We start from the raw sequence: 13,870 nt of genomic DNA on the forward strand, positions 1-13,870 counted from the left end.
GAGGTTGCCCGCCTGCGGAGACAACCTCGATGCCGCCAAGCAATCGAATGTACATCCGGGGCCCCGTGAAACAGCGTTAAGCAGAATACCATGTCCCGCCGCCGACTTAACGACGATTTTGCGGGCTTTTTCCTGCGGTTTCACGCCTGGACGAACGTTGCCAAAGCGCGCCGATGAGACACTGCCCTCGTGAGTTCGAACGAGGGAGAATGACAATGACCTACATCAATATCAGAACCTGCCAGCCGAGCACCCGAGTTGCCGGCACGCTCGCCGCCAAGATCGCGTTAATCTTCGCCGGGTTCCAGCGCCGGTATCAGGACGCCATGCAGCGCAGGGCTTTGGCCGGTCTGTCCATTTCGGAGCTGAAGGATTTCGGCTATCCGGCCGATGAAGCCCCCGCGGATGCTGCGGCGCGCAGCCGCACCGCCGGGCGCCGCCCGCTGCGGTGAATACGTCGCTACTCCCGGAATTCAGGCCAGCGGCGCGCCCGGCAGATAAAGCGCAATCGGCCGGATCTCGTAGACGGCGGTGGGATTGACGCGCCTGAGATCGCGCGCCACCGCTATCGCCTCGTCCTGGTTGGCGCAATCCAGCACATAGAGGCCCAGCAACTGCTCCTTGGTCTCGGCAAAGGGGCCGTCGATCACCATGCCGTCGCCCGGACCGCGCAGCGTGACGGCTTTCGCCGTCTCCCCCAGCCTTGCCGCCGGGCCCAGCTTGCCGGCGCGGGTCAGCCTGTCGTTGATCTCGAGCAGGTCTTTCATGACGGCTGCATCCTCGTCGGGCGTCCAGGACTGGACGGTCTCTTCGACGTGATAGGCAAGGATTGCGTAGAACATGGTTCGGTTCCTCGTGCGGGGATCCGAAAATCAGAATCGATTTTTGCGTCGCTGACCTTCGGTTCGGTAAGGGTCATGCACCAAATTGAAGTGCTACAGCATCCCGCGTCCTGGAGGACGCACGGCGCTTTAGGGCGGGCTGCACTATCACAAGGATGGCGCGGCTGATCCAGTCCTCTGGAGCAGCCGGGAAAGCGCTTGCTGACTCAAGCTGCCAGCGGCAGGCGCAGCTCCGTCAGCAGGCCGCCGCCGGGATGGTTGGAAAGGCTGATCTCGCCGCCGGCGCCGCGGGCGATGTTGCGGGCGATGGTCAGGCCCAGGCCGAGCCCGCCGGTCTCGCGGTTGCGCGACTGTTCGAGGCGCACGAAGGAACCGAACACCTGATCCAGCTTTGCCTGCGGAATGCCCGGCCCTTCATCGCGGATGCTGAGCGTGATTGTATCGCCAGAGCGCTGCACGCCGATATGCGCCTTCTTGCCATAGGTGACGGCGTTCTGGACTAGATTGGTGATGCAGCGGCGCAGCGCCACCGGCCGCGCGATGCAGACCAGGCCGCGCGAAGGCGTGGCGTCCTCGTCGAACGAAGCGTCCTCGAACATGTCGGCGACCGCCTCCACCAGCGACCAGAAGTCGATCCGCTCGGCCTTTTCCTCGGTGACCTCGAATTTGGCGAAGTCGATCACCGAGCTTGCGATGCTCTCGATGTCGGCAAGGTCATGCGCCAGCGCTTCACGGGCCGGCGATTTGCGCAGCAGCTCGAGACGCAATCGCATCCTGGTCAGCGGCGTGCGCAAATCATGCGCCAGTGCCGCCGCCAGGTGCTCGCGGTCCTCGACATAGTCGCGCAGGCGCATCTGCATGGCGTTGACCGCCTTTGCCGCAGCGCGGATCTCGCGGCTGCCGGTCTCGGCGATGGGCGGGCTTTTGAGGTCTTTGCCGATGCGGTTCACCGCGGTCTCCATCATGCGATAGGGTGCGGTCAGCCGGCGCAGCGACCAGATCGACATCACGATGATCAGTCCCGCTATCAGCGAATAGAGCGGCAGGCTGTCCCAACTCAGGATCGGCCCAGCCGGCGTGATCGGCTCGGTGAAGTTCAGCCACTGGCCGTCGGAAAAGCGCAGCGACGCCGTCAGCTTGTCGCTCTGGGCGAAATCCGCGGCCAGCACCAGCAGATCGCGCTCGACCTGGCCGACATCCTTGTTCATCACCTGACCGTCCGGGACATCGGCTTCCTGCGTTGCCGGATCGCGCCGCACACGCGCGTCGGTGATGCCGAACTTGGACAGGCGGCCGACCAGGATGTCCTCCAACTCGGCTAGCTGGTCATCGCCGGCGATCGAGGAAGTGACGGCGGGGCTGTCCGAAACGGTCAGTGCGTAGGTGGCATTGAACAGACCGGAAGCGGTCGTCTTGCGTTCTTCAGGCGTGGCGTCATGCATCAGCTGCACCAGCGAATAGGCGCGGTCGTTCAGCCGGTAGAGATCAACCACATCGTTGGCGGCGGCGCGGTCGCGCGCCACGATATAAAGCGTCGCGACCTGGCTGATCATCAGGCCGGCAATGACGATGAGCAAAACCCAGACAGGCAGGGTTTGCGGCAGCAAGCGTCTCATTCGGAGGTCGTTTCGGGCAGAAACTGATAGCCACCGCTGCGAACAGTCAAGATCAGTTTTGGCGTCTTGGGATCGTCCTCCATCTTGCGGCGCAGGCGGCTGACCAGGATGTCGACGCTGCGATCGAAGCTGTAACCGGTGTCGCCGCCGGACAACTCGATGAGCTGCTCGCGGGTGAGAACGCGTTGCGCGCTCTTGACGAAGGTCTGCAGCAGGTTGAACTCCGCCATCGTCAGTTCCACCCGCACGTCGTCGGGCGCCGTCAGCCGGCGGCGCGAGCAATCCATGGTCCAGCCGGCAAAGCGGTAGATCTGCTTGGCTGTGGGCCGCCGCGGCTCGGCCGTGCCGTTGCGCCTCAGCACCGCTCGGATGCGGGCGAGCAATTCGCGCGGATCGAAGGGTTTCGGCACATAGTCATCAGCCCCCATCTCGAGCCCGACGACGCGATCCGTCGTCTCGGTCACCGCGGTCAGCATGATGATCGGTGTCGTGTGATTGGCGCGGATCTCGCGGCACAGTTCCAGCCCGCTTTTACCGGGAAGCATCACATCGAGCACGATCAGGTCGACCTGCGCCCGGCGCAGGATCGACTCCATCTCGGTGCCGTCGGCGGCCACTGTCGTGCGCAGCCCCCGTTTCTGGAAAAACTCCTGAAGCAGGTCGCGTATGCCCTTGTCGTCATCGACGATCAGTATGTGCGAGTCGGATTTCACGAGAACCCCGCGATTTGTGTAGCCAAGCTGCCCTTCTGTGATCACCCACACGATAGAATTCGGGCCACATCTTGGCCAGTGGCGGCGACGTGGGACGGAATGGCTTCCCCAGAAACAATTCAGAAACAAAATTCTACACTCGGGAAAAACTCGTGAAAAATTTCAAGGGCATAACTGGTGGCGTGGCGGTCAGGTCATCGGCTGCGACGCAAGTTTCCGGAGTAACGGGCAAGACCGATGCAGAGGTTCTGGATCAGCGTGATGGGTGCTTTGCTTAGCATGTCGCTCATCACAGCCGCAGTCGGGGCCTCCAACGCAAAGGTAACGCCGCTGACCCGGACCGAGCGCTGCACCAATCTCAACCGTCAAGTTGACGAAGCCCTCGAAACCCATGCCGCGGCAACGCAGGTCACCGCGGCGAAGGCACTTCAAAGAAAGGGAAACCGGTTCTGCGCTGCCAAGAAACAGGCGCAGGGCATCCGGATGCTCGCAAACGCTTTGAAGCTGCTTGGAGTGACACCGATCGACCCGGTTCAGTGACGCTCAACTCCTCGACCCGCATGAAAAAGGAAATGAAGCCATGACAAAGTCCCTCCTCTCCGCCCTCGGCCTCGCTGTTGCTCTCGCTTTCTCGATGCCGGCTGTCAGCAACGCCGCCGCCACGACGACCGCCGCTCCGGCCGCCTCGACCACGACCACGACTCCGGCCGCTGACGCTACGGCGAAGACCGCTCCGAAGAAGGTCGCCGCCAAGAAGGCCTGCAAGGTGACCAAGACCCACAAGTGCCCGGTCAAGAAGGCCCCGAAGAAGGACGCTAAGAAGTCCTAATCCAGGCTTCGATCCTGATCTTTCAAGACCGCTCCGGCCGAAACCGGCCGGGGCGGCTTCCAGCGGCCGAATCCTGACACCGGCAGCTTGCGCCGCGCCACTTCCTTAACCCGATCGCAATGCCGGTGCCGTAGGACAATCCGCATGAAGAAGCGGCTTTCGTCCATGATGCGCTCGCTGGCTCTCGGCGGCTTGGTTGCCACCGCGGCAGCAAGAGCGCTGATCATCTTGACAGCCAGCCCAGTGCCGGATCCCGCCAGCGGCAGGACCGAGCCGGAACTTTTCGCGCCGGCCATCTCATCGAGCTTCGACTACATCACGCCGGCACAGAGCTGGGTCCTGATCGTGCTGACGGGCGCGACGCTGATCGGCATCGCCGCCTGGATGATTGGCGCGTTCATGGAGCGCGGTTCCAACATGGACGACGGTGCGTCGCACGATCGGTCGGCAGGGGCGTTGAAGCGCAAACAGCGCTATCCCACATAAGCCTTCATCGTCCCTCGATTCTCCGCTCTCCAGCGGACAAATGGACAAATGCTTCCCTGCCTGAGGAAGTGCAAGCCAGACCCAGTTTCCAACTGGTGAATTCCAATGCCTGAGACCGTCCTTAAACCGCGTACCAAGACGCAGCCGAAGACCGAGCGGCCGAAGCTCTACAAGGTCATCCTGGTCAATGACGACTTCACGCCGCGGGAGTTCGTGGTGACGGTGCTTAAAGGCGAGTTCAAGCTCAGCGAGGATCAGGCGCATCGCGTGATGATCACCGCGCATACGCGCGGCGTCTGCGTGGTCGCCGTCTTCACGCGCGACGTTGCCGAGACCAAGGCCGCGCGAGCAACCGACGCCGGTAAGGCCAAGGGCTATCCGCTGCTGTTCACGACCGAGCCGGAAGAGTAGGGCGGCTCTGCCTCGCCCGTGTCCTGGAGAGGGAAAGCGAGGCCGCCGGCCGAGCAGGGTGAGGGTGGGGGCAAGCGCCGTATTTGATTGTTGCGCGCCGCCCCTCATCCGCCCTTTCGGGCACCTTTCCCCGGAAGGGGAGAAGGAAAAGGCTCTACCTTCCTTCTCGATACCACATCGAGCCGATGGCCAGGAGCAGCAAGCCGAGGCCGAGGAAGCCGCCGAACAGCGGCACGCGCGAGACGGCCTTCAGCGTGCTGTCGTCGGTGGTGCGCAGCCCGATCCAATCGTTCCCCGATGCCGCCCCCGAGGAGCGGACCGGTACGATCGAAGGCAATGCCACACCGCCGGCAAGATCGCCAAGCATGGAGGATGGCGCGAGCCGGCGCACGCTGCCGCCGGTCGCCTCGGCCGGCGCCTTCAGCCTGTCCTCGGTGGAAACGACATCGGCGAATTCAGGCGCATTGATCGGGCCGACATGGGCAAGCGCGGTGAGGTCGCCGTTGCCGACCTGATAGAGGCCGATCTCGCTGGTCTGCAGGCTGCCCGTGAAAATCCCTGGTTCGGCTTTTTCCAGCTTGACCGTCATCGTCTTGCCGGAAGGCGTGATCACCTGGGCGGGGCCGGGATCGTCGCTCATCGTCTGGCGGCGGATTTCCAGCACCATGCCGCGGCCGTCGGCGGTCAGCCGTTCTTCTTCAAGTTCGGGTTCCTTCATCAGCCAATGGGCGATGCGCCGATAGAGCTGGACATGCGGCCCGCCGCCTTCGAAGCCGCGCGCCCACAGCCAGCCCTGATCGGAAAGCAGCATGCCGACCCGGCCTTCGCCCTTGCGGTCGAGCACAAGCAGGGGGCGGTCGTCGGCCCCTTTCATCACCACCGCGCCCTCGGGATTCTTGACGCCGATGGTGCGGAACCAGCGGCTCCAGCGCGGCGGATCGGCGGCGGAGCCGTCGAGCCCGCGCGTGACCGGGTGGCGCTGGCCGAGATCGGTGAGACGCGGATAGAAGGCCTTATCGACGACCTCGCCGCTCGGCATCGCGGGCAGGGCCGACATCAGCGGCGTTCGGGCGATGGAGCTTTCGCCGGCATATTCGGGGCCGGCGGCAATCAGCAGCGCGCCACCCTTTTCGACATATTCGGAGATGTAGTCGTAATAGAGGATCGGCAGCACGTCGCGGTGCTGATAGCGATCGAAGATGATCAGATCGAAATCCTTGATTTTCTCGACGAACAGCTCGCGCGTCGGGAAGGCGATCAGCGACAGCTCGTTGATCGGCGTGCCGTCCTGCTTTTCCGGCGGTCGCAGAATAGTGAAGTGGACGAGGTCGACCGAAGCGTCGGATTTCAACAGGTTGCGCCAGGTGCGCTCGCCGGCATGCGGCTCGCCGGAGACCAGAAGCACGCGCAGATGATCGCGAATGCCGTCGACCAGCGCGATGGCGCGGTTGTTGGTGTCGGTCAGCTCGCCCGGCTCGTGGTCGATCGAAAGCTGGACGATGTTGCGGCCCGCGTTGGGAATGGTGACTTCAAGCTTCATCGGCTGACCGATGGTCGCATGCTCGACAGAGACCTGCTCGCCATTGACCGAGACCCGCACGTCGACCGGGCCGCCCCGGCCTTCCGTGGAAAGGACCCGATAGCTCATGTCGAGCGGCTTGCCGACGAGGCCAAACCGCGGCGCGTTCTCGAAGCGGATGCGGCGGTCCTTCTCGTGCTCGTTGCCGGTGATCAGCGCATGGAGCGGCGCGTTGAATTCCGGAGCGCCGGCCGGCGCGTCATGCACCTCGCCATCGGTGATCATGATGGCGCCGCCGATGCGCGAGGGCGGCACATCGCGGAAAGCGCTTTCCAGCGCGCCGAACAGCCTGGTTTCCGTGCGCTCATCGGCGGCCTCGGATTTGCCGGCTTCGACGACGCGGACGTCGAATTGCTTGAAGCGGCCGAGGCGCTGCTGAAGGCCCGTCAGCGCTTCGTCGGTTTGCTTGGTGCGGTCGCCGATGTCCTGGCTCTGGCTGCGATCGACGATGACCGCGACGACGCTCTTCAATGCCTCGCGTTCCTCATCGAGGAAAACGGGATTGAGCAGTGCCGCGCCCAGCGCCAGCAGGGCGATGACGCGCAGGACAGAGCCGCGCTGACGGAACCACAGGCCAGCCAGCGCGAGCAGCGCGAGCGGCACGATGACGACCCAGAACAGCGGCCAGGAAACGAGCGGCTCGAAGGAGATCGACCAGTTCATGAACTACTGTCCCAGCCGTTCGAGCAGGACGGGCACATGCACCTGGTCGGATTTGTAGTTGCCGGTCAGCATGTACATCATGATGTTGACGCCGGCGCGCAGCGCGTAGACGCGCTGCATCGGATCCGGCGGCACGGTCGGCAGCATCGGATCGCCGTTCTCGTCGACCGCCCAGGCGCCGGCGAAATCATTACCGGTGATCATGATCGGGGAGACGCCGTCGCCGGTGCGCACGGGACGGTTCTCGGTATTGCTGGCATCGAGCGAGGCTTCGACCCAGAGCGGACTGCCGTTGAAGCGGCCGGGAAACTCGGGAAGGATGAAGAAGGACTTCGTCAGCACATGGTCCGAGGGCACCGGCTCCAGCGGCGGCACGTTCAGATTGCCGAGAATATCGCGCAGCCGCTCGGTGGCCGGGCTTGCCGAGCCGGCGCCGATGCCGTTGGAGAACTGGTCGCGCGTGTCGAAGAGAACCGTGCCGCCCTGCTGCATATAGGCGTCGATGCGGGCGATCGCGGCTTCGCTGGGCATCGGCGCGGTGGCGTCGATTGGCCAGTAGATCAGCGGATAGAAGGTCAGTTCGTCCTTGGAAATGTCGACGCCCGCCGGCGGACCGGGTTCCAGCGCGGTCTTCTCGATCAGGAAGCGGGTTAGGCCTTCGAGGCCGGCGCGGCTGATTGAATCGACGCCCGGCTCGCCGGTGATGACATAGGCGATCCGAGTTTTCGAAATGTCCTCGATGGCCTGGGAATCGCCCGGCTTCGAATCATCGGCGCGGGCAAAATCGGCGTGGCCGAAGAGCCCGCCGAACACGATCAGCAGGGCAGCAGCGGTCGCCGCGGCGCGGCGCGGCCGGCGCGAAAACAGCCCACCCATCCAGAACACGGCAAGCGTGTCGAGCACCATCAGCAAGAGGGCCAATGTGACCAGCGGGCCTTTCAGGTTCTCCGATTCGTCGAAGGCGTAAGGGATGGCCGTCACCGGCAGCGAGACCTGTGGCCGAGCAAGCGGCGTGAATGTGCTCGAGGCGTTGAGCAGGTTATGCGCGAAAACGCCAGTTTCCGAACCGTAGACGCCGGGCGGGTTTTCCAGCGTCACTGGAAGCGGGCCGGCGGCGGGCACGAGCGGCCGCGCATCGGGTGTCGGCGGCACCAGCGCGCCGTCGGCGCCGATCATGCGATAGGGCGCCAGCGATGCTGCGGCCGCCTCGGCATTGGCGACCGCGGCGCCCTGGTTGCGCGACAATTGCACTATGCGTCTCAGCATCTCGACGAAGCTGCCGGAGATCGGCAGGTTCGACCAGGTCGCCTCCGGTGTCACGTGGAAGAGCGCCAGCGTTCCCTTGTCCTTCTTCATGCCCGTGACCAGCGGCGTGCCGTCGGCAAGCGTCGCCCAGGTGCGCTCGACGATGTCGGGCGTCGGCTCGGCCAGCACCTGCCGGCTGACCGTCACCTCCGTCGGCGGCGCGAGGTCGGCGAACGGGCCGTTCTTCAGGAATTCGGTGACCGGTTGCGGCGTCGTCCACGAAAGCGCGCCGCCCAGCGCGCGCTCGCCGCTGCGCAGCCGGACCGGCAAGAGATCATCGTCGTTGCCGGCGGCAGCCAGCCTTGAACCGGCAAAACGCACCAGCGTGCCGCCATTGTTCACCCAGTCGACCAGCCGTTGCCGGACCTGCGCAGGGATGGTGCCGACATCGGCCATGATGATCATCGCCGGCTTCTGGTCGAGAAGCTGCGGAATGGCATCGGCCAGATCGGCGCTCGACGGCTCCACCAGATCGGCGAAAGGCTGCAGGGCGCGGCGAATGTAATAGAGCGGCGACAGCAGCGGCTGCGCCTGGTCTGCCTCAGCCTGCGAAAGCAGACCGACGCGGCGGCGCTTGGAGCTCTCGTCCAGCACGCGAACGGCGCCGGCCTGGTGCTCGCCATCGAGTGCTATCGAGGCGAAGTCGTTGCGCAATTCGAACGGCACCTTCATCGTTCCGGTGGCGGTGGTCTGACCCGGCGCGAAGGTCAGAGTCGCGTCGGCGATGCGGCGGCCCTTGTCGTCGAAGGCGCCCGCGGTGATCTGCGCCGGCGCCGGATCGCCCGGCGCGCGGATGGCGGTCAGCGTGAAGCCGTCGACCTGATTGTCGGCGCCGGTCAGGCCGGTGAGCGAGAGCCGGTCCGAGGTAGCCCAGACCAGCCTCGCGGCATTCCTTTCCAGGAGCGTCTTGAACGCTGCTTCGTCACCGGTGGCGGCAAGGCCATCGGCAAGCACGGCGACGCTGGCGCCGGGCAGGCGCTCCAAAGTGGCTGCGACGCGGGCATAGACGGCGGGGCGGTCGGTCGGGATCGGGCGCGGCTTTGCCGCGCGCAGGCGGTCGAGCGCGGCCGATGCATCGAAGGGGCCGATCTCGGCATTCGGCTTCTCGGCGGTAAAGGCGATGACGACCGGCACGCCGTTCGAGCCTGCATCGGCAATCAGCCGCTCGGCGGTGGCGACGCGCTTGCCCCAGTCGGCGGCGCTTGCCCAGTCATTGTCGATGACCAGCGCGAGCGCCGAGCCCTCGGCCGGCAGCTTTTCGCGCGGATTGAAGATCGGCTCGGCGAGCGCGGTGACGACAAGGGCGGCCATCAGCAGGCGAAGCAGCGTCAGCCACCAGGGGCTTTGATGCGGCGTCTCCTCGCGCCTCAGGACGCGGGCGAGGATCCTCAGCGGCGGAAAGACCTCAGTCCGCGGCCTGGGTGGCGTCAGCCTCAGCAGGTACCAGATCACCGGCAGGGCCAGCAGCCCCCACAGCACCATCGGCGCGCCGAAGGAAAGCGGCAGCCAACTCATGCGACCGCCTTTCCGGCATCACCGCCCGCGGTCAGCCCTGCATGACCGCCACCGGCGGTCAGCCCGGCATGACCGCCACCGGCGGTCAGCCCGGCATGACCCGAGGTCAGACCCGGACGGCTGCTGTCGGCGGTCATCGCCATGTGGACGCGCACGAGCGCCTCGGAGGCGAGGCGGTCGGTATGATTGACGGTAAAGCTCCAGCCGAGGCGCTTGCACCAGCCGGCCAGTTCCTGGCGGCGAGCGATATAGAGCAGGCGGTATTCGTCTTTAAGCGTTTCGGCGCGGCCGGCGGTCAGCTTGTCGCCGGTCTCGGGATCGGTGAATTCGGTGCGGCCGGCATAGGGGAAGGTCTCCTCGGCCGGGTCGGCGACCTCGATCAGATGCGCGCGCACGCCGTGACGGGCGAGCACGTCGAGCCAGGCCATGGTCTCCTCGACCGGATCGAGAAAGTCGCTGACGATGACGATGTCGCAGAAGCGGCGGATGGTGGAGAGATCGGGCTTCGCCGCCAGGTTGCCGGCATGGCTGAGCTGGGCCGCAATGCGTTCGGCGCCGTTGCGGGCGGTGAACGGGTCGGTGAGGCCCGGCCAGGCGATGCGCTCGCCGCTGCGCGACAGGAGCTCGGCCAACGCAAGCGCCAGCACCAGCGCGCGCGATTCCTTGGAAACGCCGGCTCCCGAGGATTTGTAGAGCATCGACGGGGAGGGGTCCGACCAGAGCCAGACGGTATGGGCCGCCTCCCACTCGCGGTCGCGCACATAGGTGTGGTCGTCGCGGGCCGAGCGGCGCCAGTCGATGCGCGAGGCATCGCCTTCGACATAGGGGCGGAACTGCCAGAAATTCTCGCCGATGCCGCGCTTGCGGCGGCCATGCCAGCCGGCGATCACCGTGTTGACGATGCGGCGCGCCTCGACCAGCAGATCCGGCACCAGAGAGGCCCGCAACCGGCCACGGGCGAGCGCGTCGCGCGTCGCAACCGGTGCCTGGACCTCGCCTATTCGACCCATCAGATGCCTTTTGCCAGTTTCGCCACCACGTCGCGCACGGATGTGCCTTCCGCGCGGGCGGCGAAGGTCAGCGCCATGCGATGCTGCAGCACCGGTTCGGCGAGGGCACGGATGTCGTCGACCGACGGCGCCAGCCTGCCATCATATAGGGCGCGTGCTCGGGCGCACAGGGTCAGCGCCTGGCTGGCGCGCGGACCAGGACCCCAGGCGACATGCTTGTCGGTGTCGGCAATCCCCTGACCGGGACGAGCCGAGCGCACCAGCTTGAGGATCGCTTCGACGACGCTTTCAGGCACCGGCATGCGGCGGATCAGCGTCTGAATTTCCTTCAGCCTGGCTGGCTGCAGCACATTGTCGGCCTTGGCCTCCTCGACGCCGGTGGTTTCGAGCAGGATGCGGCGTTCGGCCTCGATCTCCGGATAGAGGATGTCGACCTGCATCAGGAAACGATCGAGCTGCGCTTCCGGCAGCGGATAGGTGCCTTCCTGCTCCAGCGGGTTCTGCGTCGCCAGCACGTGGAAGGGCGAGGGCAGGTCGTGGCGAACGCCGGCAATGGTGACGTGATATTCCTGCATTGCCTGCAGCAGCGCCGACTGGGTGCGCGGCGAGGCACGGTTGATCTCGTCGGCCATCAAAAGCTGTGAAAAGATAGGCCCGCGGAGGAAGCGGAAGGATCGTTTGCCAAGCTCATCCTGCTCCATGACTTCGGAGCCGAGGATGTCGGACGGCATCAGGTCGGGCGTGAACTGGATGCGGCGGGAATCGAGGCCGAGCACGATGCCCAGTGTCTCGACCAGCTTGGTCTTGGCGAGGCCCGGCACGCCGACGAGGAGCGCATGCCCGCCGGCAAGCAGCGCAACCAGCGTGCGCTCGACAACGGCTTCCTGGCCGAAGATCACGCGGCCTACGGCGTCGCGGACCTTGGAGATGTCGGACAGCGCCTTCTCGGCCTGCTCGATCATCGCCTTGTCGCTCAACGGGCTTTCCTTGATCATCACGCTCATGCCGTTCGATCCTTGTGGTTGGAAATACCGGCTTGCATTCTCGATTCGCAGAATGCCGCGATTCGGCCTCGCCTGCGATTGAACTTAAATCACAGGCTTGGGCTGACAAGGCTGACAATCCGGACAACAGTGACTATTTCGTGACCATGACGCATCGCACAGAATCCAGTGAAAAGGGCCTGACCAGCGCCACCGAGGCGCGCGGGCTGGAGGCGCTGATCTCGCGAGCGGCGCGCGCCGGCAAGGGGCCCGCTCCGGTGGAGCGCTGGAATCCGGACTTCTGCGGCGACCTCGATATGGAGATCAGGGCCGACGGCACCTGGTTCTACCTCGGCACGCCGATCGGGCGCATGCCGCTGGTGCAGCTCTTTTCCAGCGTGTTGCGCAAGGACGCCGACGGCAAGACCTATCTGGTGACGCCGGTGGAGCGCGTCCGCATCCGCGTCGCCGATGCGCCCTTCATCGCCGTCGAGATGAACGTGTCCGGGACCGGCGACGGCCAGATCATCACGTTCCGCACCAATGTCGGGGACGTGGTCACCGCCGGGCCCGGCCATCCGCTGCGCTTCGTCGACGAGGACGCCACCGGCGGGCTCAAGCCCTATGTGCTGGTGCGCGGGCGGCTGGAAGCCTTGGTGGCGCGGCCGGTGATGTACGAATTGGTCGAGCATGGAGAGGTGATCGACGTCTGCGGCAGGGCAATGTTCGCCGTCCGCTCCGGCGGCGAAGTTTATCCGATCATGTCGGCCGACAAGCTCGAGCGGCTAAGCGCGTGATGGACCAGGTGGCGCCGGTGCCGTTCTCGATCGCGGATTTTCGCGCCCGCGCAGCGGCCCAGGCCGAGGTCCAATCCGGCGACGAGTTCGGCGACCACCGCTTCAATCCAGGGCATCCCAGGCTGAAGCATGTAAAACCGCTGCGCGACGCCGCGGTGCTGATCCCGGTCGTCGATCACGCCGACGGCGCCACGGTGCTGCTCACCAAGCGGGCGGAGAAGCTGCGCAGCCATTCCGGCCAGGTCGCCTTTCCCGGCGGCACCATCGATCCGACCGATCCCACCCCTGAGGCCACAGCGCTGCGGGAGACATTCGAGGAGATCGGCCTCGACCGCGATCACATCGAAATTGTCGGCCGCATGCCCGATTATGTCTCCGGCAGCGGCTACCGCATCGTGCCGGTGCTTTCGGTGGTGCGGCCGGGCTTTTCGCTGATGCTCAACGCCGACGAGGTCGACGCCGCCTTCGAGGTGCCGCTGCGCTTCCTGATGGACCCTGTCAACCACGCGCGCGACAGCCGCATGTGGAACGACCTCGAATGGTTCTTCTACGAGATGCCCTATGGCGGCCAGCGGATCTGGGGCGTCACCGCCGGCATCATCCGCACACTCTATGAAAGGCTCTATGCGTGAGCGCTGAGGTGTCTCTCTCGGGCAGGGCCGATTGGCTGGGCGAAAAGCATCTGCAGAAGCTGCTTGCCGCGCTGAAGGAGGGCGGCGAGGAGGCGCGGGTGGCCGGTGGAGCGGTCCGTAATGCGCTGATCGGCCAGCCGGTGGCCGACATTGACATTGCCACCACGACGGTGCCCGAGGACACGATCCGCCGCGCCCAGGCAGCCGGCTTCAAGACCGTGCCGACAGGGATCGAGCACGGCACGGTCACGGCAATCGCCGGCGGCAAGGCCTATGAGGTCACGACGCTCCGGGCCGACATCGAGACCGACGGTCGGCGGGCGAAAGTCATCTTCGGGCGCGACTGGAAGGCCGACGCCGCGCGGCGCGACTTCACCATCAATGCGCTTTATGCCGAAGCCGACGGCACCATCGTCGACCTTGTTGGCGGCGTCGCCGCTATCGAGGCGCGGCGGCTTCGCTTCCTCGGCCATCCGGACACGCGCATCC

General features: G+C 65.4%; 14 protein-coding genes and 1 pseudogene. 8 read left to right on the top strand and 7 right to left on the bottom strand.

Annotated elements, in window-relative coordinates; all coding sequences use genetic code 11:
• Window positions 1-215: 215 nt before the first annotated feature.
• Window positions 216-452, top strand: a complete 237-nt coding sequence (locus tag EOA75_RS16970) for a hypothetical protein (RefSeq protein ID WP_040996927.1) — start codon at window positions 216-218, stop codon at window positions 450-452.
• Window positions 453-473: 21 nt separating this feature from the next.
• Here the strand turns inward: EOA75_RS16970 and EOA75_RS16975 are convergent, their stop codons facing one another.
• From EOA75_RS16975 to EOA75_RS16985, 3 genes are all read right to left on the bottom strand, one after another.
• Window positions 474-842 (bottom strand): YciI family protein, encoded by a 369-nt coding sequence (locus tag EOA75_RS16975; protein ID WP_066994274.1) that lies wholly within the window; start codon window positions 840-842, stop codon window positions 474-476.
• A 206-nt stretch (window positions 843-1,048) separates the two neighbouring features.
• Window positions 1,049-2,458: an ATP-binding protein gene (locus EOA75_RS16980; RefSeq protein WP_127324706.1), complete on the bottom strand. Its 1,410-nt coding sequence runs from the start codon at window positions 2,456-2,458 to the stop codon at window positions 1,049-1,051.
• Window positions 2,455-3,171, bottom strand: coding sequence for a response regulator transcription factor (locus EOA75_RS16985; protein ID WP_066994281.1), 717 nt, complete (start codon window positions 3,169-3,171; stop codon window positions 2,455-2,457). The genes EOA75_RS16980 and EOA75_RS16985 overlap by 4 nt, the downstream gene beginning before the upstream one ends.
• Before the next feature lie 237 nt (window positions 3,172-3,408).
• Here EOA75_RS16985 and EOA75_RS16990 point away from each other — a divergent pair, with 237 nt between their 5' ends.
• The 4 genes from EOA75_RS16990 to clpS all read left to right on the top strand — a co-directional run bounded on the left by EOA75_RS16990 (window position 3,409) and on the right by clpS (window position 4,897).
• Window positions 3,409-3,711 (top strand): hypothetical protein, encoded by a 303-nt coding sequence (locus EOA75_RS16990; protein WP_066994286.1) that lies wholly within the window; start codon window positions 3,409-3,411, stop codon window positions 3,709-3,711.
• A gap of 40 nt (window positions 3,712-3,751) precedes the next feature.
• Window positions 3,752-4,000, top strand: coding sequence for a hypothetical protein (locus EOA75_RS16995; protein ID WP_127324707.1), 249 nt, complete (start codon window positions 3,752-3,754; stop codon window positions 3,998-4,000).
• Window positions 4,001-4,144: 144 nt separating this feature from the next.
• Window positions 4,145-4,486: a hypothetical protein gene (locus EOA75_RS17000; RefSeq protein WP_245433116.1), complete on the top strand. Its 342-nt coding sequence runs from the start codon at window positions 4,145-4,147 to the stop codon at window positions 4,484-4,486.
• Window positions 4,487-4,591: 105 nt separating this feature from the next.
• Window positions 4,592-4,897 (top strand): ATP-dependent Clp protease adapter ClpS, encoded by a 306-nt coding sequence (gene clpS, locus EOA75_RS17005; protein ID WP_040989718.1) that lies wholly within the window; start codon window positions 4,592-4,594, stop codon window positions 4,895-4,897.
• 154 nt (window positions 4,898-5,051) lie between these two features.
• Here clpS and EOA75_RS17010 read toward each other — a convergent pair whose 3' ends face one another.
• From EOA75_RS17010 to EOA75_RS17025, 4 genes are read right to left on the bottom strand one after another with little or no spacing between them, the layout of a single operon-like run.
• The gene (locus EOA75_RS17010; RefSeq protein WP_095823284.1) at window positions 5,052-7,139 is read right to left on the bottom strand and encodes a hypothetical protein; all 2,088 of its coding nucleotides are present in this window, start codon (window positions 7,137-7,139) and stop codon (window positions 5,052-5,054) included.
• Between the two features lie 3 nt (window positions 7,140-7,142).
• The gene (locus tag EOA75_RS17015) at window positions 7,143-9,959 is read right to left on the bottom strand and encodes a DUF4159 domain-containing protein (protein ID WP_127324708.1); all 2,817 of its coding nucleotides are present in this window, start codon (window positions 9,957-9,959) and stop codon (window positions 7,143-7,145) included.
• Window positions 9,956-10,969, bottom strand: coding sequence for a DUF58 domain-containing protein (locus tag EOA75_RS17020; protein ID WP_127324709.1), 1,014 nt, complete (start codon window positions 10,967-10,969; stop codon window positions 9,956-9,958). The genes EOA75_RS17015 and EOA75_RS17020 overlap by 4 nt, the downstream gene beginning before the upstream one ends.
• Window positions 10,969-11,973, bottom strand: coding sequence for a MoxR family ATPase (locus tag EOA75_RS17025; RefSeq protein WP_095801682.1), 1,005 nt, complete (start codon window positions 11,971-11,973; stop codon window positions 10,969-10,971). The genes EOA75_RS17020 and EOA75_RS17025 overlap by 1 nt, the downstream gene beginning before the upstream one ends.
• Window positions 11,974-12,119: 146 nt before the next feature.
• Between EOA75_RS17025 and EOA75_RS17030 the strand changes: the two genes are divergently transcribed.
• From EOA75_RS17030 to EOA75_RS17040, 3 genes and pseudogenes are all read left to right on the top strand, one after another.
• Window positions 12,120-12,749 carry a DUF1285 domain-containing protein gene (locus tag EOA75_RS17030; protein ID WP_067327121.1) on the top strand — a complete coding sequence of 210 codons (630 nt, stop codon included), beginning with the start codon at window positions 12,120-12,122 and terminating at the stop codon, window positions 12,747-12,749.
• Window positions 12,749-13,381 (top strand): CoA pyrophosphatase, encoded by a 633-nt coding sequence (locus tag EOA75_RS17035; RefSeq protein ID WP_095801681.1) that lies wholly within the window; start codon window positions 12,749-12,751, stop codon window positions 13,379-13,381. The genes EOA75_RS17030 and EOA75_RS17035 overlap by 1 nt, the downstream gene beginning before the upstream one ends.
• A pseudogene (locus EOA75_RS17040) lies at window positions 13,378-13,870 on the top strand (CCA tRNA nucleotidyltransferase); the annotation flags it as partial. The gene EOA75_RS17035 and the pseudogene EOA75_RS17040, both read left to right, overlap by 4 nt.

It is taken from the genome of Mesorhizobium sp. M1A.F.Ca.IN.022.07.1.1 (assembly GCF_003997575.1).
Taxonomy (GTDB): domain Bacteria; phylum Pseudomonadota; class Alphaproteobacteria; order Rhizobiales; family Rhizobiaceae; genus Mesorhizobium.